Genomic DNA, 23,380 nt, shown 5'->3' on the forward strand with positions numbered 1-23,380 from the left:
CCTCTCAGAGGGGCAGCAGTTGGTCGGCGACCGCTTCGGACGGTGTGTCGAGGGCCCCCGGGCCGAACCGGCCGGTCACCCATTCGTCGCTGTAGACGGTGTCGAGGTAGCCCTCGCCCATGTCCGGGGAGAGGGTCAGGACCCGGGCGCCGGAGGGGATCCGGTCCCGCAGTGCGTGGACGGCGGCCAGGGCGCTGCCCGAGGAGCCGCCGAGCAGCAGGCCGTGCTCGCGTGCGATGCGGCGGCACATCCGGACGGTGTCCACCTCGTCCACCAGCACCTTCTGGAAGCTGCCGTCGTCGTGGAAGATCTCCGGCACCCGGCTGGCGCCGATGCCCGGGATCCAGCGCGGTCCCGGCAGGTCTCCGAAGGTGACCGAGCCCACCGCGTCCACGGCCACGACCTGGGTGGGCAACCCCAGTTCGCGGAGCCTGCGGACGCAGCCCATCAGCGTTCCGGAGGTTCCGGTGCCGACGAACAGCCAGTCCGGAACGCCGAATCCGTCGAGGATCTCGGTGACGGTGTGGCGGCTGTGCGCGGCGGCGTTGGCCGGGTTGGCGTACTGGTTGAGCCAGACCAGCCCGGGGTCGGCCGCGAGCCGCCGCTGGATGTAGGCGATGCGGGTGCGCAGGTATCCGCCCGCGCTGTCGCGATTGGTGACGGTCACGACCTGGGCGCCGAGCGCCCGGATGAACCGTACGGTCCGGGCGTTGGCGTTGGGGTCGGTGACCAGGGTGATGGGATAGCCCTTGGCCGCGCAGATCGACGCGAGCGCCACCCCGAGGTTTCCGGACGTGGATTCGATGAGGCGGCGACCGCCGACAAGGCCCTGTTCCTCGGCCCGCTCGATCATTTCTCGGGCGGCCTTCAATTTGATCGACCCGGCCGGGTTGAGGCCTTCCAGTTTCACACTGGTCGAGAAGTCCGTTTCAAATCCGTCGAGTTCCAGGAAGCGGTCGCCGGCTATCAGGTCGTACGTTCGCGTGGCTATCAATGCCCCTCCAGGGGTGCGCGGTGCGGCGTATTGCCCGCCGTGTTCACGCTACGAGCGGGCGTGCGGACGGCGCGGGCACAATGGCGGGCACAACGGCGGCAGTTGCCCCGCCCGGTGTTTCGGGCCCGGCCGTCCGCCGCCGGCTCAGCCGAACCAGCCCTGCTGGAGGACCGTCACCGGGGCAGCCCCGTCCCGCGCCGGTGCCACGGGGACGGGCGTAACGGGGCCGGTGACTCGCGGGGCACTCTCCCAGGCCGCGGCGACGGCTGCCCGGTCGGTCTTGCCGTTGACGGTGAGCGGCAGTTCGTGCAGTGGTCGGTACGCGGCGGGATGCATGTACGAGGGGAGCCGGTCGGCGACGTGCTCGCGCAGCTGTGCGGCCGTCGGGGGCTGGTGGGCGCGGTCGGTGGTCCAGGCGCAGACGAGCCGTTCGTCACCGGGGCGGTAGGCGCGGGGCCATACGACGGCGTCACGGACGGCCGGATGGGAGCGGACGGCGGACTCGATGTCGCCCAGCTCGACGCGATGGCCGCGCAGTTTCACCTGGAGGTCGGCCCGGCCCCGGTAGATGAGGACACCGTCCGGGCGTCGTACCACGAGGTCGCCGGAGCGGTAGTGCCGCAGGAGGGGGCCGCCGGGGGCCGATCCGGGGGCGGGGCGCAGGGCGAACCGTTCGGCGTCGAGTTCCGGGCGGTCCAGATAGCCGGCGGTGACCTGCGGGCCGGCCAGCCACAGTTCGCCCTCCTGCCCGTCGGGGGCGTCCCTGCCGTCGTCGGTGACCACGGCGGTGGTGAAGGAGGGCAGCGGCCGGCCTATGGGGGACTCGGCGCCCGCGAGGTCGGCCTCGGTGAGGACGTGGAAGGTGGCGTGCACGGTGGTCTCGGTGATGCCGTACATGTTGACCAGGCGGGGGCCGGTCGTGCCGTACCGGTCCGCCCAGGCGCGCAGCGTACGGGGGTTGAGCTTCTCGCCGCCGAACACGATGTGGCGCAGGGCGGGCAGCGGGGTGCCCTTCTCCAGGGCCGCGCCGGCGAAGCCGGCGAAGGCCGTGGGGGTCTGGTTGAGGACGGTGACACCCCGTTCGGCGACCACACGCAGGGTGGCGTACGGGGAGCGCGCGGCGCCGGGCGGCATCACCACCACCGTGGCGCCCGTGGTGAGGGCGCCCCAGATCTCCCAGACGGAGAAGTCGAAGCCGAGGGAGTGGAACAGCAGCCAGCGGTCGTCGGCCGTGAAGGTGAAGAGTCCGGCGGCGGCGTCGAGGAGGGCGGCCACACTCTCGTGTCTGACGGGTACGCCCTTGGGCCGGCCGGTGGTGCCGGAGGTGTAGATCACGTACGCGGTGTCCGCCGGCCGGGGTGCTTCGTCCGTGGACGGGGCGCCGGTGGGGTGCGTCCCGGCGAGGGCGGCGAGTTCGGCGTCGCCGAGGACGTGCAGCCCGGCGACGGGGCAGCCCTCCGGGTCGCCGACGAAGGCGCGGGCCCCGCTGTCGGTGAGGACGAAGGCGTTGCGGGAGGGCGGGTTGCGCACGTCGAGGGGGACGTAGGCGGCGCCCGCCTTGAGGATGCCCAGCATCGCCGCGAGCGCGCCGGCGCCGGGTGCGGTGCGCAGGGCGACGCGGTCGCCGCGGCGTACCCCGGCGGCGCGCAGGCGAGAGCCGACGGCGTCGGACCAGGTGTCGAGCAGCGCGTACGAGCAGCTGCCGTCGGCGGTCTCGACAGCGGCCGCGCCGGACCGGGATGCGGCGGCGGCCGCGAAGGCGGCGGTCAGGGTGGAACGGTTCATGGGGTGGAGCAGCCCATTCTCATTGGTGCGCGCGTGCGCGGGTGCGTGCAGTAGGCGGTTTCCGGTGCGGCCCGGTGGCGGTGCGCGAACCGGTCGGCCGGGCGGAAGGGGCATCTACGTGAGGAGCCCGGTGGTGATCTCGGCGGCGACCGCGTCCACGTTGACCTCGTCGAGCAGGTAGAAGTGGCCGCCGGGGTAGAGGCGGCGGCGCAGCGGGCCGCGCTCGGCCCAGCTGTCGAGTTCGGCGGGCGGCACCAGAGCGTCGTCGATCCCTCCCAGCACGGTGGGCGGGACGGGAAGCGGGCGGTCGGCGTTGCGTTCGGCCAGCCGGCGGCCGAGGGTCAGGTCGCAGCGCAGCAGTTCCAGCAGGTGGTCGCGGACGAACGGGTCGGCGAGGAACTCCTCGGGTGTTCCGCCGCCGAGCCGGACGACGTCGAGGAGGTCGTCCTGCGTCCAGTCCTCCGCGCGGCCGGCCCGCGACTCCAGGGAGGGGTGCCCGCTGAGGACCAGCTTCTGGCAGAGGCGGGGTTCGGCGAGGGCGAGCGCCGCCGCGAACGCGGCGCCCATGCTGTGCCCGAAGTAGACCGTGGGAAGCGGTGGTTCGGCGGCGAGTTCGGCCAGGACGCCGGACAGGACGCCGTCGATGTCGCCGGGCAGGCCGGCGCAGCTCTCGGTGAAGCGGCGTTCCCGCCCGGGCAGGGTGACCCCCAGCACTTCGGCGTCGGGGTGCAGCCGGCGCAGCAGGGGCAGCAGGGCGTTGGGGCCGGAGCCGGAGTGGGCGAAGGCGACGACCCGGGCGAGGGGGGCGTGGCGGGCCGTGCGGAGCCGGACCGTCCAGCGGGGCGGCTCAGGCCGCGTGGCGGGTGCGGCGGGGCTGACCGTGGGCGGGTTCGGGGCGGGCATGCTGCTGCTCCTGGTCGAGGGGCGGGTGGGTGCGGCGGGGGTCGGCCGCGGCGGCGAGCGCGTCGGGCCGCGGCGCGCCGGCATCGGGGGCGCCGGGCTGCGGAGCGCCGGTCGACAGAGGCGCCTCGGATGCGGCCAGGCAGCCCCGTACGAGGTTCAGGACGCCGAAGGCAACGGCGCGAGGGGAGGCGCTGCGCAGGACCAGGCCGCTGTGCAGCAGCGCGTGCACGGCCGCGGCGGTCTCTCCGAGCCCGGCACCGGTTCCGGTGGCGAGTTCCTCCATGGTCCAGGGCCGGTCGCGGGCGGCGAGGCGTCGGAGCAGGGCCCGGTGGGCGGGTGACAGTGCGTCGGCGGCGTGCCGGGTGGCCTCGTGGACCCAGTGGGCGGCCGTGTCGCCGGCTGTCGGGGGCGCGGCCAGGACGTGGGGTTCGGCGCGGGCGGTGCGGACGAGTTCGGCGGGGGTGGACAGCTGCAGCCAGTGGGCGGCCGATTCCAGAGCGCGCGGCACGCCGTCGAGGCGGGTGCAGATCTCCAGCAGGTGGGCGACGGTCTCGGGACCGGATCCGAGGTCGGCGCGCAGTTCCGCGGCCCGGTCGAGCAGGACGGCCAGGGCCGGGTTCACCGCAGCGGCGGCGGCATCGGGGCCGAGGTCCGAGCGGGTGGGTCCGGGCAGTGGCAGCGGCGGCAGAGGCAGACAGAGGTCGCGGGGACCGCCGCGCGGACGGCGGCTGGTCTCCAGTACGCGCAGGTTGCGGCAGCTGTCCAGGAGCGCGTCGACGGCCCCCGGTGGGACCCGGCCGGTGTCGTCGCCGTCGAGGACGAGCAGCACAGGCCGGTCGCCGATCAGCCGGACCACTTCGGGGGCGCCCGAGGGTCCGGCGAGCAGACCCGACCGCACGGCGGCGGGAAGGTGTCCGCCCGCGCCGGGGCCGATGCCGTCGGCCCGCTCGCCGACGCCCAGGGGGACCCACAGGACAGGCATCCGGTCCTCGGTGCGGAGGACTTTCGCCACGGCCAGGGCGACGCGGGTCTTGCCGACTCCGCCGAGGCCGGTGACGAACGCGTGGGCGCCGGGTTCGGCGCGCAGGCGCTCGGTCAGTCGGCCGACCTCGGCCGCGCGGCCGTGCAGGGGCCGGGAGGCAGCGGCCGGGAGAGCGGGAAGGGCGTCGAAGGACGCGTCGTCGGCCTCGTGGCCGGCGGCGAGCAGCAGGGTGGCCCGCTGCGCGCCGCCGAGCCGGAGGGTGTCGGCGAGGAGCCGGACGGTTTCCCGGCGGGGGCTTCTGGCCTTCCCCAGTTCCAGGTTGCGGATGGCCCGCACGCTGACGGTGGAGAAGCCCGAGAGCTCCGTCTGCGTGTAGCCGATCCTCTTGCGGTACTGCTGAAGCAACTCGCCGAAGCGGGTCGGTTCCCCGATAGTCTGCATCCCATCCCCGTTTCTGTGTGGTGTGACCCCGCCGGCGGTGGCGGCGGTGCCGTCCTGCGCGAGCCGCCACGACACCCGCCGGACCACTGGTGCGGTCCGGTTCGGGCCGTGCCGGCTCCCGGTCAGGCAGCGGCGGCGGCCGAGGCCAGGGCGGTGAACGTGCGGGCGAGCAGCCAGGGGTCGTCCGCCCCGCACAGCTCCCGCGGCGTGTGCGCCGACAGAGCGGCCACGCCCGCCTCGACGGTCGTCAGAGCGAGCAGGTCGGTCGGCCCGGCGCCGTCGCCGGGGGCGGCCCCGGCGCCGCCGCAGGCGCGGCGTTCACTCGTGCCGCGCACGTACGTCTGCCACGGCACACCCGCGCGTTCGCAGGCCGCGACGAAGGCGGCGAAGCCGCGTCCGCCCGTACTGTGCGGGCGGTGCCCGTCCAGGGTGACGACCGGACCGCCGTTGGGCAGCGGCCGGTGCGCGAGGTCGTGGTGGTCGGGGCGGTCCGGGTGCACGGCGGGGGTCAGCCCGGCGTGCACCCGGTAGCCGCCCGCGAGGGACCTGTACCAGTGCGACCGGCCCGCGCCCCTGGCCTCGGCCGCACGGCGCAGGGTGTGCGCGGCGAAGACCGCGGGTGCGGTGGTGCCCGTACCGCCGCAGCCCGTGTCGTCGGTGGCGACCAGTACGGTCACCGGTCCCGCCGCCGTCCTCGTCGGGCCGGCCGGGGCGGGGTGCGCCGCGGCGGTCAGCGCCGCGAGTCCGGCGTGCAGGGCGAGCAGGTTGTCCAGGCGGGACCCGACGAGGAACTCCCCCCGCCCACCCAGCAGTCCGGGCATCTGCACGTCGTGGAGCATGAGGTCCCACCCCAGCACCTCGTAGGAGTCGGTGCCACTCTGCTCGGCGACCCGAGCCATCAGGGCGCCGGGGTCGATGCCGCCCAGCCCCCACAGCGCGGCGAGACGGCGGGCGCGGCCCGGGTCCGGGTCCGGGTCCGGCACGGGGCCGGCCAGGCGGAGCAGTGGTTCGTCGAGACAGGCCAGCCGGGTGGTGCCGTCGCGCAGCAGGAGCCGTCCGGAGACACCGAGGTCACGTTCGTACCAGGGTTCCGGCGGGCAGTCGGCGTACGGAGTGACGGCGATCCGGCGCCAGCCGGCGTCGGCGGTGTCGGGTGCGGGGTTGATCCGCAGGTTCGGGGAGTCGGTGCGGGACGCGACCAGGACGAGGGGGGCGTCGGGGGCTGTGTCCGGGTGCGCGTACCAGGCGACGAGGGCGCCGTCGCGTACGACGTAGCACCCACCGGTCGTGTCCGCCCAGTCGTCCCGTTCGAACAACTCGCGGAATCCGGCCTTCTCCAGCCGGAGGGCCGACTCGGTCACCGCGTGGTACGGAGAGGGGCTCGCGGCGATGAACGCGATCAGGTCATCTCGGTGGGCGCGGGAGTCCGGCAGCATGTCGCGGCTCTCTGCGGGGGCGGCCGACGGCCCGGCTACTTGCCGTGGGGGGCGGGCTTGGGGCCGTTGCCCCACGCCGAGTCGGCCTGTGCGGGCCGGTCCTGCGGGGCGCTGGTCAGGGCGGTGGTCCCGGCCGCGAGGGTGAGTGCCAGGAAGGCGGAGGCGGCGAGGGCGCGGAAGGCGGAACGAAGTCTGAGGGAGGCGTTGTCGCGCATGATGTCTTCAATCTCTCGGAGTGACCGAAGGCGGTTTTCGGTCTGAGGAGATCTTCGAACAGCCCTCGGCCACCTCCCAGAGTTTGCGAAGTGCGCAAGTGTAATCTGCACAGTTGTGAACCACGCGCAATCCACCCACCTGCCGTGTAATTGCGACATTTCAAGCCCAGAAGGCGTCTGCGGTGCCGCGTTGGAGGTGTACCGCGCGCTGTCCACCGGGCCACTGCCGACCGAGCAGGTGCCCGCGTGCCTGTGGGAGCTGCGGCTGGCGGCGCGGGCGCCGGACGATCCCGGCCAGGCGATGATCGTCCCGCCGGCGACCGCGGCGTACTCGGTCCTCGCTCCCCTGCACGCTGTGGTCGCCGAGGGGGAGGAACGGCTGCGGACCACCAACGCCCTCTTCTCCCGGTTCACCGACGCCTACGCCGAGGCGCGCCGGGACGAACAGCCCCAGCTGACCCTGCTGTCGGGCGGCGAGCTGATCAGCAGGACGCTGGAGGCCGCGGTGGACAATTGCCGGGAGGAGCTGCTGACGGCCCAACCGGGCGGGGGCCGCTCCCCCGACCTGCTGGCCGAGGCGCTGCCGAGGGATCTGCGGCTGCTGGCGCGCGGAGTGTCGCAGCGGACCATCTACCAGCACACGGTGCGGTCGCACCCGGCGACGATCGCCTACATCGAGCAGATCACCGGGGCCGGCGCCGAAGTCCGCACGCTGGCGGAGGTGTTCGAGCGAATGATCATCTGCGACCGGGAGACGGCCTTCGTCCCGGTGTCGGACCAGCGCGGGGTCGCGGCGCTGCAGGTCCGGCACCCCGCGCTGGTGCGGCTGCTGGCCCGCTTCTTCGACAACGCCTGGTCCAGGTCGGTGCCTGTGTCCCCCGAGACCGCGCCGGTCCGGTCGACCGCCGCGACCACGGACGTACGGCGGGCCATCCTGCTCGCGGTGGTCGCCGGCGAGACGGACGACTCGATCGCCCGCCGGCTGGGCATGAGCCGGCGCAGCGTCGCCGAGCACCTGCGGAAGGTCTCCGCGCAGCTGGAGAGCAACAGCCGGGCGCAGTTGGGCTATCTGCTGGCCACCTCCGGGATGCTGCGCGACCCGGGCGACCCGGACCCCGGCCACCTCGGCTGATCCGGGGCGCCGTACGCCGGCTGCCGTACCCCGGCTGCCCGTACGCCGGCTGCCGTCCGCCCGGCCCGGGGGCAGGGCTCCCCGGACCGGGCGGACCGCTCAGCCGCGTGCCGGCAGGAACCCGGTACGCGCGAACCAGTCGAACCAGCGGCCCAGCAGCCCCGCGTCGACCCGCGGGCACTCCAGCCCGCTCCCGGCCAGTCCGCGCTCCAGGTTGCGGCGGTCGAAGACGTCCGGATAACGACCGGGCGTCTCCCCGTTCGTACTGGCCAGCAGAGCGACGGCCGGCAGGGAGCTGCCAGTGGCTCCCGGCAGACCGGACGGCTGCGCGGCGGCGCGCTCGTTGAGCCGCTCCAGCCACTCCTCGAACGGAACCTCCTCCACCGGATGCCCCGCGGCCCGCGCGTGGTCGAGCACGGCGGACAACGCGACCTGCTCGGGGGCGACCAGGCTGTGGACCCGGCCGTCGGCGGGCCCGGTCAGGGCCAGGTGCACGAGGGCGCGGGAGACGAAGTCCACCGGCACCATGTTCTCGCGCAAGGTGTCCCCCTCGGGGCCGGCGGCGGGGCGGGCGCCGAGCTCGACGCAGGCCCTGACGTAGTGCCAGAAGGCGTCGTCCCCGCCGACCGCGCCCGTCACGGAGTCGCCCGCGATGCGGGACGGACGGTGGACGGCGGTGGGCACCCCGCGTTCCTGGGCGATCCGGAGGATGCCCTCGGCCACCCACTTGCTGCGCACGTATCCGTACGGGTCGATGAGCGCGGGGTCGCTCACCCAGGACTCGGGCAGAACCTCGGGGTCGTCGGGGCCGGCCACCACCGTGCTGATGGTGGAGACGTAGTGGACCGCCTTGGTGCGGTGGCGGACGGCGAGCCGGAGGATCTCACGGACGCCGTCCACGTTGGCCGCCTTGAGCCGGGTGTAGGACTCCATCAGGTTGACCCGGGAGCCGTTGTGGAGGATCAGCTCGACCTCCCGGGCCAGGGCGTCGAAACGCTCCTCGGACAGGCCCAGCAGTGGCCGGCCGAGGTCGCCGGCGACCGGGACGATCCGTTCGCGCAGGGTCTCGTCCCACAGCCCGTAGCCGCTCAGGGAGCGCTCGATGCGCCGCATGGCCTCGTCGTCGTCGGCCGCCCTGACCAGGCAGTGCACCGTGGCCTCGCTGTGCGCCAGGGCGTCGCGGAGTACGAAGGAGCCGAGGAATCCCGTCGCCCCGGTGAGCAGTACGTGCCGGGGACCGTGCGCACCGGCGGCGTCGTGGGCGAGCGGCCCGGTGGCGCGGATCTCCTCGTCGAGCCACACGTCCGCGGCCAGGTCTGCGCCGGCCGGACCGGTGGGCGCGGGGGCGGGGCCGCCGAGCAGTTCGGCCAGGCCGGCCGGCGTCTGCCGCTCGAAGACGGCGCTGAGCGGAAGGTCGGCGCCGAGCCGCTGGTTGAGCGCCGTCATCAGGCGGATCGCCAGCAGCGAGTGGCCGCCGAGGTCGAAGAAGCCGTCGTCGGCGCCGACCCGGGTCACTCCCAGCACCTCTTCGAAGACCTGGCACAGCTCCTTCTCCTCGGCGGTACGCGGGGCGCGCCCGGCCGGACCGCCGCCCGGATCGGGGGTGGGCAGCGCCTTGCGGTCCAGCTTGCCGTTGGGGGTGAGCGGGAAGGCGTCCATCGGGTTGAGGACGGACGGCACCATCGCGTCGGACAGTACGGCGGCCAGTTCGGCCCGCACCTCGGCCGGGGCGGGGCTGCCGATGTAGTGGCCGACGAGCATGCGCTGACCGGCCGGGCCGGTGACCACCGAGGCGGCCGCGTCGCGCACGCCGGGGACCTTGCGCAGGGCGAACTCGACCTCTCCCAGCTCGATGCGCTGGCCCCGGATCTTGATCTGGTGGTCCTGGCGGCCGAGGAACTCCAGCTGGCCGTCGCGCCGGTAGCGCACCACGTCGCCGGTGCGGTACATGCGGCTGCCGGGTTCCGTGCGGAACGGGTCGGGGACGAACACGGTGGCGGTGCGTCCCGGGTCGTCGAGGTAGCCGAGCCCGACTCCGACGCCGCCGATGTACAGCTCGCCCGGGACTCCGGCGGGGACCAGGCCCAGGTGCTCGTCCAGGACGTACAGCGTCATGCCGCGGGTGGCGACGCCGATGGGGCTGCGGGCCCCGTCGGGGGCATGGCCGGCGGTGATGACGGCCTGGGTGACGTCGTCGGAGCACTCGGTGGGGCCGTAGCAGTTGACCAGGGGGATGTCCGGGTAGCGGGCCAGCCAGCGACGGGCGGCGTCGCCGGGCAGGGCCTCGCCGGTGACGGCGAGCGCGGTGAGCGGGAGCCGCGCGGGAGCGCCGCCCCGGGCGTCCCAGTCGTCGAGGGCGGCCTGCAGCAGGCTGGGCACGACCTGGAGGACGGTCGTACGGGAGTCGACCGCGAGGGCGAACAGGGCGCGTGGGTCGCGGGCGGTGGCCTCGTCGACGGCCTGGACCCGTCCGCCGAAGATCAGCGCGGTGAGCATCTGCCATACGGAGATGTCGAACGTCAGCGGGGCGCTGGAGGCGACGACGTGGCGGGCGTCGGTGATACCGATGGCCTCGGCCTCGCCGAGCAGGTTGTTGACCAGGCCGCGGTGCGCGACCATCGCGCCCTTGGGCCTGCCGGTGGACCCGGAGGTGAAGATCGCGTACGCCAGGTCGTCGGGGCCGTGCGCGACGGGGGCGAGTGCGTCCAGCGGATCCGTGGTCGTGTCCAGGACGACGACTTCGACCGGGTGGCCGGCGGCCTCGGCGATCTCCCGGGCGCGGTCGGCGTGCCGGGCATCGGTGATGAGGTGGGCGGCGCGGGTGTCGGCCAGCCGGGCGGCGTTGCGGGCGAGCGGGGCCCGGGTGTCGAGCGGGAAGTACGCGCATCCGGCGCCCAGGATGCCCAGCAGGGCGGTGACGGCGCCGGAACCACGGTCGGCGAGGACGGCCGCGAACCCGCACGGGGCTTCGGGCGTGGGACGCAGCCGGCGGCTGACAGCACTGGCGCGGCCGGCGAGAGCGGCGTAGTCGAGGGTGGTCCCGTCGGCGTCGGTGACGGCCGGGGCGCCGGGCCGGGCCGCCGCGTGGGAGCGGATCCTGGCCACAACGCCGTGGGTCAGGTCGGCGTGCTGGGTGCGGTGCCGGTCGACGAGGAGGTCCCGGCGGTCCTCCTCGGTGAGCAGCGCGAGCCGGGACAGGGGGACGGCCGGGGCGTCGGCGGCGGCCGTGAGCAGCCGGTCGAGCAGACCGGCCAATTGGGCCCCGGTCTCGTCGTCGAACAGGTCGCGGTCGTAGGCGAGTTCCCCGGTGACGGTGTCGGCGGTCTCGAAGAAGTCCCAGGTGAGGTCGAGTTTGGCGATGCCGCCGAGATCGGCGGGGAGTTCGGCGCACTCCAGGCCCGGCCACGGGACCGGGGCGCCGCCGGCCGAATGCAGTTCGACCGAGACCTGCACCAGGGGGTGGCGGGAGCGGGAGCGGGCCGGGTTGAGCTCCTCGACCAAGCGCTCGAAGGGGATGTCCTGGTGCCCGTAGGCGGACAGGTCGGTGGTCCGGACGCGGGACAGCAGTTCCTCGAAGGTGGGGTCGCCGGAGGTGTCGGTGCGCAACACGAGGGTGTTGACGAAGAAGCCGACGAGGTCGTCGAGGGCCTCGTCGGAACGGCCGGCGACGACCGTGCCGAGGGGGATGTCGGTGCCGCTGCCGAGGCGGGTGAGCAGGGCGGCGACGCCGGCCTGGAGCACCATGAACAGCGTGGTGCCGGTGGCCCGGGCCCTCTCGCGGAGCCGCTCGGTGAGCTCCGGGCCGAGATCGAAGCCGACCTGGCCGCCGCGGTGGGTGGCGACCGGCGGGCGCGGGCGGTCGGCGGGCAGGTCCAGCTCCTCGGGCAGGCCGACCAGGGTGTCGCGCCAGAAGTCCAGTTGCCGGTTGAGCAGGCTGGCGGGGTCTTCGGCCGCGCCGAGCAGTTCCCGCTGCCAGAGGGCGTAGTCGGAGTACTGGACCGGCAGCGGCTCCCAGTCGGGAGCGGTCCCCGGGCCGGTTCCGGCGCCGGTACGGGCGGTGTAGGCCGTGGCCAGGTCGCGCAGGAGGGGTGCCATCGACCAGCCGTCGCTGACGATGTGGTGCATGACCAGGGTGAGGACGTGCTCCTCGGGTCCGACGGCCAGCAGCCGGGCACGTACCGGGAGTTCGGCGGCCAGGTCGAAGGGGGCCGACTGGAGGGCGCTGAGGGCGGCGGCCAGGCCGTCGGGTGCGCAGTCGGACATGACCACGGCCAGGCGCCGGTCGTCGGCGGGAAGGACAAACTGCCGGGGCTCGCCGTCGTGCTCGGCGAAGGAGGTGCGCAGACTCTCGTGGCGCTCCAGGACGTCGCACCAGGCGGCGCTCAGCGCGGCGGTGTCGAGCCGGCCGGTGAGCCGGAGGGTCAGCGGGGCGTTGAAGGTGGAGTTCGGTCCTTCCAGCCGGTTGAGGAACCACAGCCGCTGCTGCGCATAGGACAACGGGAACACTACTGATCTCCTCTGGTCACGGTGCCGGCCGGGCGCACGCGAGCCGCGAGGACGCGGGGGCCGGGCGCGGCGGTGAGGGGCCGCGCAGGGCGGGTCCGGCACGCACGCGGTGCCAGGTTAGGCAGCCGGCGAGGGAGGGTTCAGGCAGCCGGGCAGGCATTCGTGCGGCACTTGGGGCGGCCGGGGCGGCGTACGCCAGAGGCTGCCGGACACGCCGAAGGGCCCGCGAGGAGCGGGCCCTTCGAAGCCTGCGCGGGCGGCGCCGCGGTGCCGGTCGACCGGGTCAGAGGGCGGGCTGGATGTCGGTGCGGAGCCAGTAGCGGCCGGCCTCGCGGCCGAGCAGGCAGAGGTCCACGAGGTAGCGCCGAACCGTCACGTGATCGGTGCCGGCCCCCTCGCACCAGGTCTTCAGCTTCTCGTTGACGGTGCGCTCGTCGTACGTGGTGTCGGTGGCGAACGTACGGTGGGTGAGGTGCTGGAGCACGATGCGGCGGCGGCCCCACTGGGAGGGGAGCCGGACCAGCCGGCCGTCGCGTACGAAGGTGCGCAGCAGGGACTCGACCTGCTCGTCGGCGTACCCGTGGCGCTCGGGCGCCTCTGGGGTGCGGTTGTCGCGCACGATGGCCTTGAAGTGGTCGGTGTGCGCGGTGAGCAGGTTCTCGGTCTCGGACACCAGGCCGCCGGCACGCAACCGACGCAGCGCTCCGGCGGCCTCCTTGGCGGAGACCCCGGCCGCCTCGGCCGCGGCAGGCAGCGAGGACGCTCCGAGGACGACCGCGGAGAACACCCGCAGCCGGCTGGGCTCGGCGAGCAACGCTACAACTGCTTCTGGCCTCATCGGGTGGTCCACTCTTCTCTCGTACGGGAACGCGGGTGCGTGCGCAAGACCGCACTCCGATGCTCCGAGCGCCCCGGGCCGCCGTCAACCGAGTTGCCCCAAACTGCCGGTTAGCTGCCGGGGGCGGGGCGGCCCGTCACCGCCTCAGCCGACGACACCCATTGCGGAGTTCGAGAAGACCGCAGGATCCGGCAGGAGGTGTGGGACACGCTCCTGGGCTCCGACCGCGGCGCGGACGGCGTGGGCGCGGACGAGGAGAGTTTCCGGCTGTCATACCCCTTCTCGCCGGCGTTCACGGACACCCTCGTGCACGTGTCGTCCGCGCTCCAGCGCAACCGGACCGGCATGAAGCTGACGGGGCAGCTGCTCGCCGACCACCGGGCCGAGCTGCGGCTGGGCGTCCTGATCCCGGTCGGCGACCTCTACCCACTGATCACGCCGGGCGGCGACAAACCGTTCACCGACAGCCTCAAGGTGGTCTTCAAGGCTGCCGACAAGCTGTACCGGACGAAGCTGCGGCCCGTACCTCCTCCTCACGCACAACGTGTCGGAGGAGGACATCGAGCAGTACGCCCACCGGCCCGACAGCATCGCGGACCCGGACTGCGCACCCGGATCAAGCAGTTCACCGGTGACAACCGGATCATCGGCACGCTGCTGCTGTCGGCACTCGCCCCGCTGCGAAACCGCAGGTGCGCACGTGGCGGGAACCTGCAGGCATGCTCCGCGCGGTGGACCTACGAAAACATGTCGGCACGACCCGCTCGCAACCTGGGGAATCAGAAAATCAGCAGGTCAGCGACCCTTTTCAACAGGCTCAAGGATCGCGACACACTCGACATGATGCGTCATCGGAAAGGTGCCCGGAGAGAAACTGCCGTAGAAAGCCCAGGTCATGGGCGCGTGCCAGAGATCCGGAGGCGCTGCAGGCGGCGACGGGCGTCAAACGAGCGTCATGACAGGCGGCGCTCACCAGAGGCGCTGGAGGACCCCGGATCGCTGGAGTTCCCGCACATGTTCCACGGCACGGACCGGAGCAGGCCCGCCCTCGATCAGTATCCCGGCCTCGATGTTCCGGTCCCCGCCTGCCTGGGTGAAGTTGGCGCTGGTTGTCAGCAGCATGCGTCGATCGGCCACTGCCAGCTTCGCATGGGTCTTTGCCCCGGGGTCCTTCCTCTTGCACGAGGGCCAGTGCCAGACCCTCGCCCCGACAACGTCTGTAAAGGCGGATGCCGGCTCAATATCCGACAGGGCGCTACCTGCACCCTGGAGGGTCTCGACGACGACATCCACCTGGACACCCCGGGCAACGGCTTTCTGTAGTGCCGTCACCAACGGCTTTCTGTAGTGCCGTCACCAACGGCTCGTAGCGGCGCGCCGAGTACACGCAGAGCAGGCCGCGGCCGACGAGCAGCACGGTCAAGAGGACGAGCTCGCTGCTGCCATGGCACGTTCGCACGGACGTATCGCCCTGTTGTCCGGGCCCGATGAACTGCTGGACATGCTGTCCAGGCCGTTCGACGCGTGGCGGGTCTTCCTGCACCCCAGTCAACGGCGCATCGCCTACCGTCCCTCGTACAACGGACCGGCCCGAGTGACGGGCGGGCCCGGCACGGGGAAGACCGTGGTGGCTCTGCACCGAGCCCTCCACCTGGCTCGGCGGTTGCCTCCCGAAGCACCCGACGGCGCGATTCTCCTCACGACCTACACCAGGGACCTCGCCGCCGACCTGCGACGCGGTCTCGAACTGCTCGTGCCCGACGAATCGCTGGCGGGGAAGATCCGTGTCGTGAACATCGACGCGCTGGCCAATCAGCTCGTACGCGAAGACCGCGGTAGTCAACTCACCATTCTGACCAGCCAGAAGGACGTCCACTCGCGCTGGAACCGGATCGCCCAGCACCTCGGCATCGAGTTCAGCGACGTCTTCCTCGACCAGGAGTGGCGGCAGGTCGTCCTCGCGCAGGATCTGCGCTCACCCGAGGCGTACCTCAAGGCCTCCCGCGCGGGCCGGGGCGCCGCGCTGAGCCCGCTGCGGCGCGCGCGGGTCTGGCGTGCCATGGAAGCATTCACCCGTGAGCTCCGGCAGGCCGGCGAGTGGACATTCCTCCAGGTGTGTGCGGAGGCGGCTCGTCTGCTGGAACCACGTACCGACCGCCCCTTCCGCCATGTGGTGGTGGATGAGGCACAGGATCTGCACCCCGTGCAGTGGCGCATGCTCAGAGCACTGGTCGCACCCGGACCCGACGACCTCTTCATCGCCGGCGACACGCATCAGCGCATCTACGGGAACAAGGTGTCCCTCCGCGGCCTGGGCATCAACGTCAGCGGGAGGTCCCACCGGCTGCGCGTCAACTACCGCACCACGCACGAGATCCTGCAGTGGTCCACGGCGCTGCTCAGCAGTGAGAGCCCGGACGACATGGACGGAGGCGTCGAGTCCCTCACGGGCTTCCGGTCCGTGCTGCGCGGCAGCCTGCCGGAACTGGAGGGAGCGGGCAGCAGGACGGAAGAGATCGCAGGCCTCGTCGGCTGGATCACGCAGTGGGTGAACGACGGCCTGGAGCCCGGCGAGATCGGGGTGGCCGTGCGCCACCTCCAGCTCGGCAAGGAAGTGGCGCAGAGCCTCGTACAAGCAGGCATCCCCACGCACCTGCTGGGCACCTCCAGGGAACCCGGGGACGGCGTACGTATCGGCACGATGCACCGGATGAAAGGGTTGGAGTTCCGGTGTGTCGCGGTCGTGGGCGTCAGTGAGGGCGTGGTCCCCCTGACGGCGGCCCTGACACGGGCAGACGTGGACGCCCAGCAACACCGGGACGACGTGCTGGGAGAGTTGAACCTCCTCTTCGTCGCCTGCACCCGCGCCCGCGAAGAACTGCGTGTCTCCTGGCACGGGGCACCGAGTCGGTTCCTCGCGACCTGACACGGAATCTGGCCGGGCGGCGACACCGCACGTCGGGGTACCCCGGTGGGACCGGATGGGCGGAGCTGGCGGTTTCAGGCCAATGACCAGCCATTTTCCGGAAACTGGCGAGTTCGTTGCCAGGGGTCTTCGGTACGCTCGCCCGTCCGTGTGTCGGCCGCACGGGGAAGACGTAGGGGGACGAAGAACGTGAGTACCACCACTGGCCCGGCCGCCGCCGGCCATCGCATCGCCATCGTCGACGAGGACCCGCTGCGCGCCCGGCGCGAAGCGCGCGAGCTGCTCGCCGTCCTCGCCGAGGCCGATCCGCGGGCCGCGCTCGATACCCCGCGCCCTCGGCCCGAGGATGAATCCGACAAGGGTGGCCCGGTCACCGACCTGGTCGGGCTGATCTTCAGCGGAGGCTCCCTCGTCGCGGCGAGCATCCAGGTCTGGCTGGCCCGCGTACCCCAGCGGACCATCGTCATCACCCGGGCGGACGGGGCGACGCTGAGCGTGTCCGGCAAGGAGGCCCGGGCCGACAGCGAGCTGATCGACAGGTTCCTCGCCGACGGTGCGTCCGACACCCGTGACGAGGACGAGGACGGCGGCGAGGCGGGGCCGGGCGCGCAGTGAGCGACAACGACCGGTACGCCATGCTCATCGGCGTATCCACATACGACAGCGACCGCTATCACGACCTGCCGCCGGTCCGGGCCGATCTGCATTACATGCGGGCGGTGCTGGAGAGCACCGAGATCGGCATGTACAACGACTGCGCGATGGTCGCCGAGCCGACCCGCGGCGAAATGCTGTACGCCGTCGAGCAGTTCCTGAAGGAGCGGCAGCCCAGCGAGACGGCACTGCTCTACTTCAGCGGGCACGGCCAGTTCTGCGAGGCGGACGGGCAGCTGTACTTTCTGACCCGGGACGCCGACCCGGACGACCTGCCGGGCACGGCGGTCCCCGCCGAGTTCCTGGAGCGGATGCTCCAGTCCTGCCGTGCCGCGTCCAAGCTGGTGCTGCTGGACTGCTGCTCCAGCGGGTCCGTCGTCCAGGGGTGGACGGCCAAGGGCGGCACGGAAACGGACACCGGTGATCGGCCCGCGCCCAGTACGCTGCTGCGCCCGACCGGCGTGTACTTCATCACCGCCTCCGACGCCCTCCAGACTGCGTCCGCGATGGCACCGGAGGGGTCTTCTCTCGGTACTTCCCGGTTCACCGGGGAGATTGTGGAAGGCCTGCGGAGCGGGCGGATCAAGGAAGGCGGCTGGATCACCCCGGACGATCTCTTCGAGTACCTGACCGCGCAAATGGTGATCAAGGGCGTCCCCGAAGAACAGCGGCCGACCAAGTCCACGATCCGGGCCACCCGTTCACTGCCCTTCGCCCGCTCGGTCGCCCGTCCGGTCCGTCTTCCCGACGCGCCGCGCGACGCGGCTCAGGCCGCCGCTCGGTCGGGGGGCTCCCCCGCCCTGCTGAAGGCGCGGCAGCTGGTCGCCCAGGACACCGGGGAGGGCGTCGACCCGCAGCGGCTGCTGCGGTACTACGCGCACTGCCTCGGCGCCCAGGCGGCGGCGGGCATGCTGCCCGACCGCGACAGCGGCCGCGGCTCCGCGTACTTCCTGCTGGGCCAGGGCCCGGAGTCGATCCAGTCCGGGCTCGGGCACTCCTTCCCCGCCCCCGGGCAGCTGCCCAAGCCGAAGAGCACGGGTGCGCAGGCCGACGGGGCCGGGCTCCAGGAGTACTGGTACGGGTATCCCGCGATCACCCTTCCCGAACGCGGCGGGGACGGCCGTCGGCGGGCGGCGGTACAGATCGCGCCGCTGCTGGTCCAGCCGATGGAGCTGACCCCGGACGAGAACGGCCGCGACCTGCTGCGTCCGAGCGGGGTCCCCTCCCTGCACACCGGTGTGATCACCGAGCTGCTGTCCGACGACGAGGCCGCCGAGCTGCTGGCCCGCTGGCAGCCGAGCTGGCAGGAGGGCAACGGCACCCAGATGGTCAAGGCGGTACGCGAGCTCCTGACCCAGCTCGGCGTTCCGGAGCTGGAGCCCCTCGACCTGTCCTCGCTCAGCGAGCGGTCCGTGATGGACTCGCTGCGGCCCGGTGCCCACAACGCCGCCGTGCTGCTCACGCCCTCCGGCATGGAGCGGGTCGCGACCGAGGGCCTGGTTGACAACCTGCTCCAGATGTCCACGCGTGCCGGTCAGATCGCGGGTACCGCGCTGGACGCCTTCCTGACCGGCGAGGGCGACTGCGGTGACGGGACGGGTCGCGACGAGGCGGCCGTGACGGTGGTCTCCCCCGGCCCGTGCAACGAGAGCCAGGAGCGGGTGATCTCCTCGGCGATGACCCGCCGGCTCACCGTCGCGACCGGCCCGCCCGGTACCGGCAAGAGCGAGGTGGTGACTGCCGTGGTCGCGACCGCCGTCGCCGCCGGCCAGTCCGTACTGGTCGCGTCCACGAACAACGAGGCCGTCAACGTGGTGGCCGAGCGGTGCGACGAGATCTCGCCCGGCCTGCTCATGCGGACCGGAAACGTGGAAGCCCGGGAACGGGAGGCCGAGAAGCTGGCTGGACTGCTGGCCGAGCCGGCAGCGGCCCCGGCGCGGGGTGCCGCGACCGTGGCCGGTGATCTGCGCAACCGTCACGCTCGTACGGCTGCGCTCCGGGCGGAGGCGGCAGGGCGGATCGGCGAGGAGGCGCGCCTGTCGGAGCTGGTCCGTCAGCGGGCCCGGCGGGCGGACGGGCTCGCTCTGCCCGTACGACTGCTGGAGGGCGCCTGGACGGCGGCGTAGCCGGCTGCGCTCGCCCGCTGGGAGGAGCGCGCCCGGCGGGCAGCCGGAGCCGGATGGCTGACCTTCGGCAGGTGGCGCCGCGGGCGGGCCCTCACAGCCCTCGCAGGTTCGTCCGGCGGCGGATCCGAGACTTCGTGGCCGGACTGGGTAGCGGAGCGCCCTGCCCCACCCGAACTGCTACTCGACCTCGCGGAGGCCATGGCGGTGGAGCGGGGCCTCCGCGAGCTCGTACCGTCACAACTGGCCTGGGACGAGGAGGCGCTGAAGCAGGCACGGATGAAGAGCGCCGCCGCGTCCTCCGCGGTGTCGGGGGAACTGGCGCAGGCCGTGGCCGCCGAGGGCATGGTGCGGGGCCGGTCGCTGATGAACCAGCGGCTCCAGGCGTTGCGCCGGCGCTCGGGTTTCCAGAAGAGCCAGCGCAATCTGATGGCGCACCTGAAGGCATGGGCCATCAGTACGCACTCGGTGCGCCAGCTCGAACTCGCCCCGAAGCTCTTCGACCTCGTGGTGATCGACGAGGCGAGCCAGTGCTCGATCCCGTCGGTGCTGCCGCTGCTGTTCCGGGCGAAGCGGGCGTTGATCATCGGCGACCCGATGCAGCTCGGGCACATTCCCGGGATCAGTCCGGAGCAGGAGCGGCAGGCCCGGGTGCGGGCGGGCCTGACCGCCGCGCAGCTGGAGGACCATCGGCTGGCCTACCACGTGTACGCCTCGTACCATGCGGCGGCGCAGCACGGGGATGCTGCGCTGCTGCTCGACGAGCACTACCGGTGCCATCCGCAGATCGCGGACGTGGTCAACGGCTACTGCTACGCGGGCCAGTTGCAGGTCCTCACCGATGTCCGCAGGCAGGTTCCGCCCGTCGATCCGGCGGGGGCGGCCGATCCGGCTCCGGTGCTCGGCTGGGTGGACGTGCCGTACGGCGAGTCCGCGGCCGGCAGCGGCGGCCGGTCCTGGCGCAACCAGGCCGAGGCGGACCAGGTGCGGCGGACGGTGGACGATCTGCTGGCACGGCTGCCCCAGGACGCCACGGTCGGGGTGGTGACACCCTTCCGCGCGCAGAAGGAGGCGCTGGCCCGGGTGTGGGCCGGTGACGACCGGGTCCGGGTCGGTACGGTGCACGCCTTCCAGGGCGGTCAGCGCGACGTCATGGTCCTGAGCCCGGTGGCCACGGACAACACCCCGCCGAAGACGACGCACTGGGTGGCCAGCCAGGTCAACCTCTGGAACGTCGCGGTCACCCGGGCGAAGTCGCAGCTGATCACGGTGGGGAGCCATCGCTTCTGGCAGGGGCAGGCGGGGCTGCCGGCCCTGCTCGCGGAGCGCTCGACGGTGCTGCGCGCGGGAGCCTCCGCACACCAGGACGCAGTCCCCGGTCCCCCGGCGTCGCCCGGATTCCGCGAGGAGCTCGCCGACCGGCTCCAGGAGTATCTCGGTACCCGTGGCATCACCGACCTGGAACGCGCGGCGGTGGTCGGCGGGCACACGGTGGACCTGCTGCTCACGGTGGACGGGGAGAACACGGCGGTGCTCATCGACACGGGCCCCCTGCCGGGGCAGGATCCCGCCCGCCATCTGCGGCTCATCCACGCGCGCGGTGACCTGCTGATCGGGCTGCCGTCCGGCGGCCGGGGGGCGAAGCCCGCGCCGGTGGCCCGGACGGTGCGGCTGCCGGCTTGGCGGGTGCTGGCCGGGGAGACGATGCTGGATCCCGTCTTCGCCTGACCGGTCCCGCACGGGACGGGGCTTGCGGGCCCAGGTCACATGCGCAGGCTCCGGACGACGTACGACATGTGCTGGACGTTCCCCACGCGGAGCCAGACCGTCGCGTTGCCCGTCGCGGACGGCCCCCGCCCGTGCGCGCAGTCCCGCAGCCAGCTCTCCCCCGCACCGGCCGCCGCGCCCCGGAAATCGGGCAGCTCGACGAGCTGCCGGGCTGCCGCCCGATTGACGGTGTTGCGCTCCTCGCCGCGGGTGAGGACCTTGGCGAGGAGGAACGACTCCTCAGTGGTGTAGCGGAGCGTTCCCCAGGGCGGGCCGCCGCCCTGGGACGTCGCGCGCGCGAGGGCCCGGACGGACTGGATCCCGTAGTCGCCGTGGCTGAGCCACCGTACGTAGCCTCGGCCGCTGTCCGACAGCTCGCGCCAGGTGTGCCAATCCATCCGAGGTTCGGCGTGCAGGCCGTGTTCCAGCATGTCGGCGGTCACCACCGGGAACGCACCGCTGAGCACGGCGGCGATGCGCCACGGGGTCAGCGGCATCAGGGCGTCGAGGGCGCGCAGGGCCTCCTTCGCGGCCTCGGCCCGATCGGCCAGGACGGTGCCGAGGTCGAGCAGGAGGTCCGTCTCGACGGCCGGATCCGCGCGTGCCAGGAGATCGCGTACAGCGAGGGCGGCGGCGCCGTCCCACTCGCCGGGCACCGCGACCCGTATGCCGAGGCCCTTCCCGGTGGTCCGGGCCTGCGCCAGGGAAGCAGCCTGGTGTGAGGCGGGGCGATCGGGGCCGGTGACCGGTCGCAGCGGGCCCAGTTCGCCCAGTTCCGCCAGCACGGCCGCGAGTGCCGTCAGTTGTGCCGCGTCGGCAAACGGGGCGTCGAGCCATGCAGGATGGTGGCGCTGCCTCCTGCTCACGGCGTGGGCGTCACGCCGGATCTCCGCGCGGAGGGCGTCCGGGGGAAGGCCCGGTCGCGGAGGCAGGTTCCAGAGTGGTACGACGGCCGACTGCACCGCCGGGTCCAGGTGCTGATAGGCAGCCAGGGCGTGCGGCTTGGCCGGCAGGACGGGAACGTACAGCGGACTGGACATGGCGGCTCCCCCTCGGCTCTGCCCGTGCCCTCTTCCCTCGCCCCCAGGTTCTCCTGTTTCCGGACACCCCGGAACAGCGCGTTTCCAGCCCGATTGACCGAAAAACCGTCGGGCAGATCAGCCCCGGTGGTCGGCCGTGCCCGCCATGCGGTGGTGCTGATCGTCAGGGCATCGGCAAGAAAGGGGGACGTCGGGAAGCCGATCACGCCAGACTGCCGCCCAGCTGCGCGGCAGTCTGACCAATACGTCGAACGCGACCCAGCCTGATGTGATGGGTCTTCAGAACGAGCGTCATACGAGCTCGGCGACCTGACGGGCACGCGGAGACGGCATGCTCAGTGGTCGCCGCGGCACGCCTGAATCTGCAGGTCAGCCGGGTATCGCAGACACGCCCCGCGCTTCACCTGTTGGGCTGGGAGAAACAGGTCGAGCGAGGGAAGAGCACCACAAAACCCCAGGTCAGCTGTCCTCGCGGACCGGCTCCAGAATCGCCACGCACTCCACGTGGTGCGTCATCGAAAACATGTAGAGCCAAAAAAACAGGTTAAAGAAAACCGCAGGTCAGCGACGCAGGAGACGCAAAGCGGACACAAGATCAATGTGCATTGCGCGCACTATGTGCGCTACGTGCGGCCTCTGACGCACGCCGGAGAGCGACCCCGGCTCCCCACAGACAAGGATCTCGCCGTATGGCATTCGAAATGCCACCCTCGTGTCATGGCTGACGACGACACCGACTTCCCTCCCGGCGACGGCCCCACCAGCGGCATCTCCGTATCCCGCACCGCCGGCACCCTGCAAGCGATCCGTGAGCGGGTCGGCAAGCGGGGTGTGTCCGCGTACCTGGAGAAGGCCGCGAAACGGCAGATCGAGCGCGACAACCTGGACGAGCTGATCGCCGACTTGGACAAGGCCAACGGCCCCGCCGATCCGGAAGGCATGGCCGCCAAGCGGGCCAAGCTCACCGGCAGCACCGCCGCCGACGCCGGGGCGGCCGCGTGAGCGGCGCGCTCATCCTGGACAGCGAGGGGCTGGCCAAGGCCGTACAACGCGACCGCGAGGTCCACGAGTCTTTCACCGCCGCGCGTGACGCCGATCCTCCGGTGATCACCTCGGCCGCGGTCCGCGTCGAGGTGATCCACCCCCGGATCAACGACGCCGCGCTGAAGTGGACGCTGTCCCGGCTGCGGGTCGAGCCCGTCACTCAGGCCCTCGCCCAGTCCGCCGCCACCCTGCTGCGCGCGGCCGGGCTGCACGGTCACAAGTACGCCATCGACGCGATGCTCTGCGCCACCGCCCTCGCCCAGCCGGGCCGCGTGACCATCCTGACCTCCGACGTCGAGGACGTCACCATGCTCACCGCCGACCACCCGCGCGTGACCGCCGAGAAGATCTGATTCGTGACATCGCGCAGGGCCCGCGCAACGTCGGGGTGCCGACAGCGGGGGTGAGGCGTTGTGGGACGCGGCGGCGCGCCACAGCACGCGGAGGTCAAGGACGCTGACGATCCACGGACCAGAGCTCGTGCACGCCGCCGTCGGCCAGGCGGGCTTCGGTTTACAGCCGGTCGCCGGGGCACAGGACCTTGGGAGGCGCGACTGCTTGTAGGCGGCGGCCTTACTGGACGGCTTCGCGTAC

The 23,380-nt window shown here is 72.6% G+C and carries 17 protein-coding genes; 7 read left to right on the forward strand and 10 right to left on the reverse strand.

Features of this window, described 5'->3' with window-relative positions; translation table 11 throughout:
• Positions 1–4: 4 nt before the first annotated feature.
• From sbnA to AC07FK_RS04115, 6 genes are all read right to left on the reverse strand, one after another.
• Positions 5–994, reverse strand: coding sequence for a 2,3-diaminopropionate biosynthesis protein SbnA (sbnA, locus tag AC07FK_RS04090; RefSeq protein WP_479102296.1), 990 nt, complete (start codon positions 992–994; stop codon positions 5–7).
• 144 nt (positions 995–1,138) lie between these two features.
• Positions 1,139–2,779, reverse strand: a complete 1,641-nt coding sequence (locus AC07FK_RS04095; RefSeq protein ID WP_479102297.1) for an amino acid adenylation domain-containing protein — start codon at positions 2,777–2,779, stop codon at positions 1,139–1,141.
• A gap of 114 nt (positions 2,780–2,893) precedes the next feature.
• Complete coding sequence (locus tag AC07FK_RS04100) at positions 2,894–3,682, reverse strand: thioesterase II family protein (RefSeq protein WP_479102298.1); 789 nt, start codon at positions 3,680–3,682, stop codon at positions 2,894–2,896.
• Positions 3,627–5,105: a helix-turn-helix domain-containing protein gene (locus tag AC07FK_RS04105; protein ID WP_479102299.1), complete on the reverse strand. Its 1,479-nt coding sequence runs from the start codon at positions 5,103–5,105 to the stop codon at positions 3,627–3,629. Before AC07FK_RS04105 ends, AC07FK_RS04100 begins: the two co-directional genes overlap by 56 nt.
• A gap of 122 nt (positions 5,106–5,227) precedes the next feature.
• On the reverse strand, positions 5,228–6,541 hold the full coding sequence (locus tag AC07FK_RS04110; RefSeq protein WP_479102301.1) for a zinc-binding metallopeptidase family protein: 1,314 nt from the start codon (positions 6,539–6,541) through the stop codon (positions 5,228–5,230).
• A 35-nt stretch (positions 6,542–6,576) separates the two neighbouring features.
• Positions 6,577–6,756: a hypothetical protein gene (locus AC07FK_RS04115; protein ID WP_479102302.1), complete on the reverse strand. Its 180-nt coding sequence runs from the start codon at positions 6,754–6,756 to the stop codon at positions 6,577–6,579.
• 196 nt (positions 6,757–6,952) lie between these two features.
• On the opposite strand from AC07FK_RS04115, the gene AC07FK_RS04120 reads away from it, so the two are divergent.
• On the forward strand, positions 6,953–7,888 hold the full coding sequence (locus AC07FK_RS04120; RefSeq protein ID WP_479102585.1) for a LuxR C-terminal-related transcriptional regulator: 936 nt from the start codon (positions 6,953–6,955) through the stop codon (positions 7,886–7,888).
• Between the two features lie 99 nt (positions 7,889–7,987).
• Here AC07FK_RS04120 and AC07FK_RS04125 read toward each other — a convergent pair whose 3' ends face one another.
• The 3 genes from AC07FK_RS04125 to AC07FK_RS04135 all read right to left on the reverse strand — a co-directional run bounded on the left by AC07FK_RS04125 (position 7,988) and on the right by AC07FK_RS04135 (position 14,564).
• Positions 7,988–12,394: a non-ribosomal peptide synthetase gene (locus tag AC07FK_RS04125; RefSeq protein WP_479102304.1), complete on the reverse strand. Its 4,407-nt coding sequence runs from the start codon at positions 12,392–12,394 to the stop codon at positions 7,988–7,990.
• A gap of 283 nt (positions 12,395–12,677) precedes the next feature.
• Positions 12,678–13,232, reverse strand: a complete 555-nt coding sequence (locus tag AC07FK_RS04130; RefSeq protein WP_479102306.1) for a DUF2087 domain-containing protein — start codon at positions 13,230–13,232, stop codon at positions 12,678–12,680.
• 969 nt (positions 13,233–14,201) lie between these two features.
• Positions 14,202–14,564, reverse strand: a complete 363-nt coding sequence (locus tag AC07FK_RS04135) for a phospholipase D-like domain-containing protein (RefSeq protein ID WP_479102308.1) — start codon at positions 14,562–14,564, stop codon at positions 14,202–14,204.
• A 112-nt stretch (positions 14,565–14,676) separates the two neighbouring features.
• On the opposite strand from AC07FK_RS04135, the gene AC07FK_RS04140 reads away from it, so the two are divergent.
• From AC07FK_RS04140 to AC07FK_RS04155, 4 genes are all read left to right on the forward strand, one after another.
• Entirely contained in the window at positions 14,677–16,158 is a 1,482-nt protein-coding gene (locus AC07FK_RS04140; RefSeq protein WP_479102310.1) for a UvrD-helicase domain-containing protein, read from the forward strand.
• Between the two features lie 189 nt (positions 16,159–16,347).
• Positions 16,348–16,773 (forward strand): effector-associated constant component EACC1, encoded by a 426-nt coding sequence (locus AC07FK_RS04145; RefSeq protein ID WP_479102312.1) that lies wholly within the window; start codon positions 16,348–16,350, stop codon positions 16,771–16,773.
• Positions 16,770–18,938, forward strand: a complete 2,169-nt coding sequence (locus AC07FK_RS04150) for a caspase, EACC1-associated type (RefSeq protein ID WP_479102314.1) — start codon at positions 16,770–16,772, stop codon at positions 18,936–18,938. Before AC07FK_RS04145 ends, AC07FK_RS04150 begins: the two co-directional genes overlap by 4 nt.
• A 198-nt stretch (positions 18,939–19,136) precedes the next feature.
• A complete protein-coding gene (locus tag AC07FK_RS04155) occupies positions 19,137–20,663 on the forward strand; it encodes a DEAD/DEAH box helicase (protein WP_479102316.1) in 1,527 nt (508 codons plus the stop codon).
• Positions 20,664–20,698: 35 nt separating this feature from the next.
• Here AC07FK_RS04155 and AC07FK_RS04160 read toward each other — a convergent pair whose 3' ends face one another.
• Positions 20,699–21,742, reverse strand: a complete 1,044-nt coding sequence (locus AC07FK_RS04160) for a beta family protein (RefSeq protein WP_479102318.1) — start codon at positions 21,740–21,742, stop codon at positions 20,699–20,701.
• Between the two features lie 717 nt (positions 21,743–22,459).
• Between AC07FK_RS04160 and AC07FK_RS04165 the strand changes: the two genes are divergently transcribed.
• Positions 22,460–22,744, forward strand: a complete 285-nt coding sequence (locus tag AC07FK_RS04165) for a hypothetical protein (RefSeq protein WP_479102320.1) — start codon at positions 22,460–22,462, stop codon at positions 22,742–22,744.
• On the forward strand, positions 22,741–23,139 hold the full coding sequence (locus AC07FK_RS04170; protein ID WP_479102322.1) for a PIN domain-containing protein: 399 nt from the start codon (positions 22,741–22,743) through the stop codon (positions 23,137–23,139). The genes AC07FK_RS04165 and AC07FK_RS04170 overlap by 4 nt, the downstream gene beginning before the upstream one ends.
• Positions 23,140–23,380: the final 241 nt, after the last annotated feature.

The sequence above is a fragment of the Streptomyces sp. NPDC046122 genome (assembly GCF_056429965.1).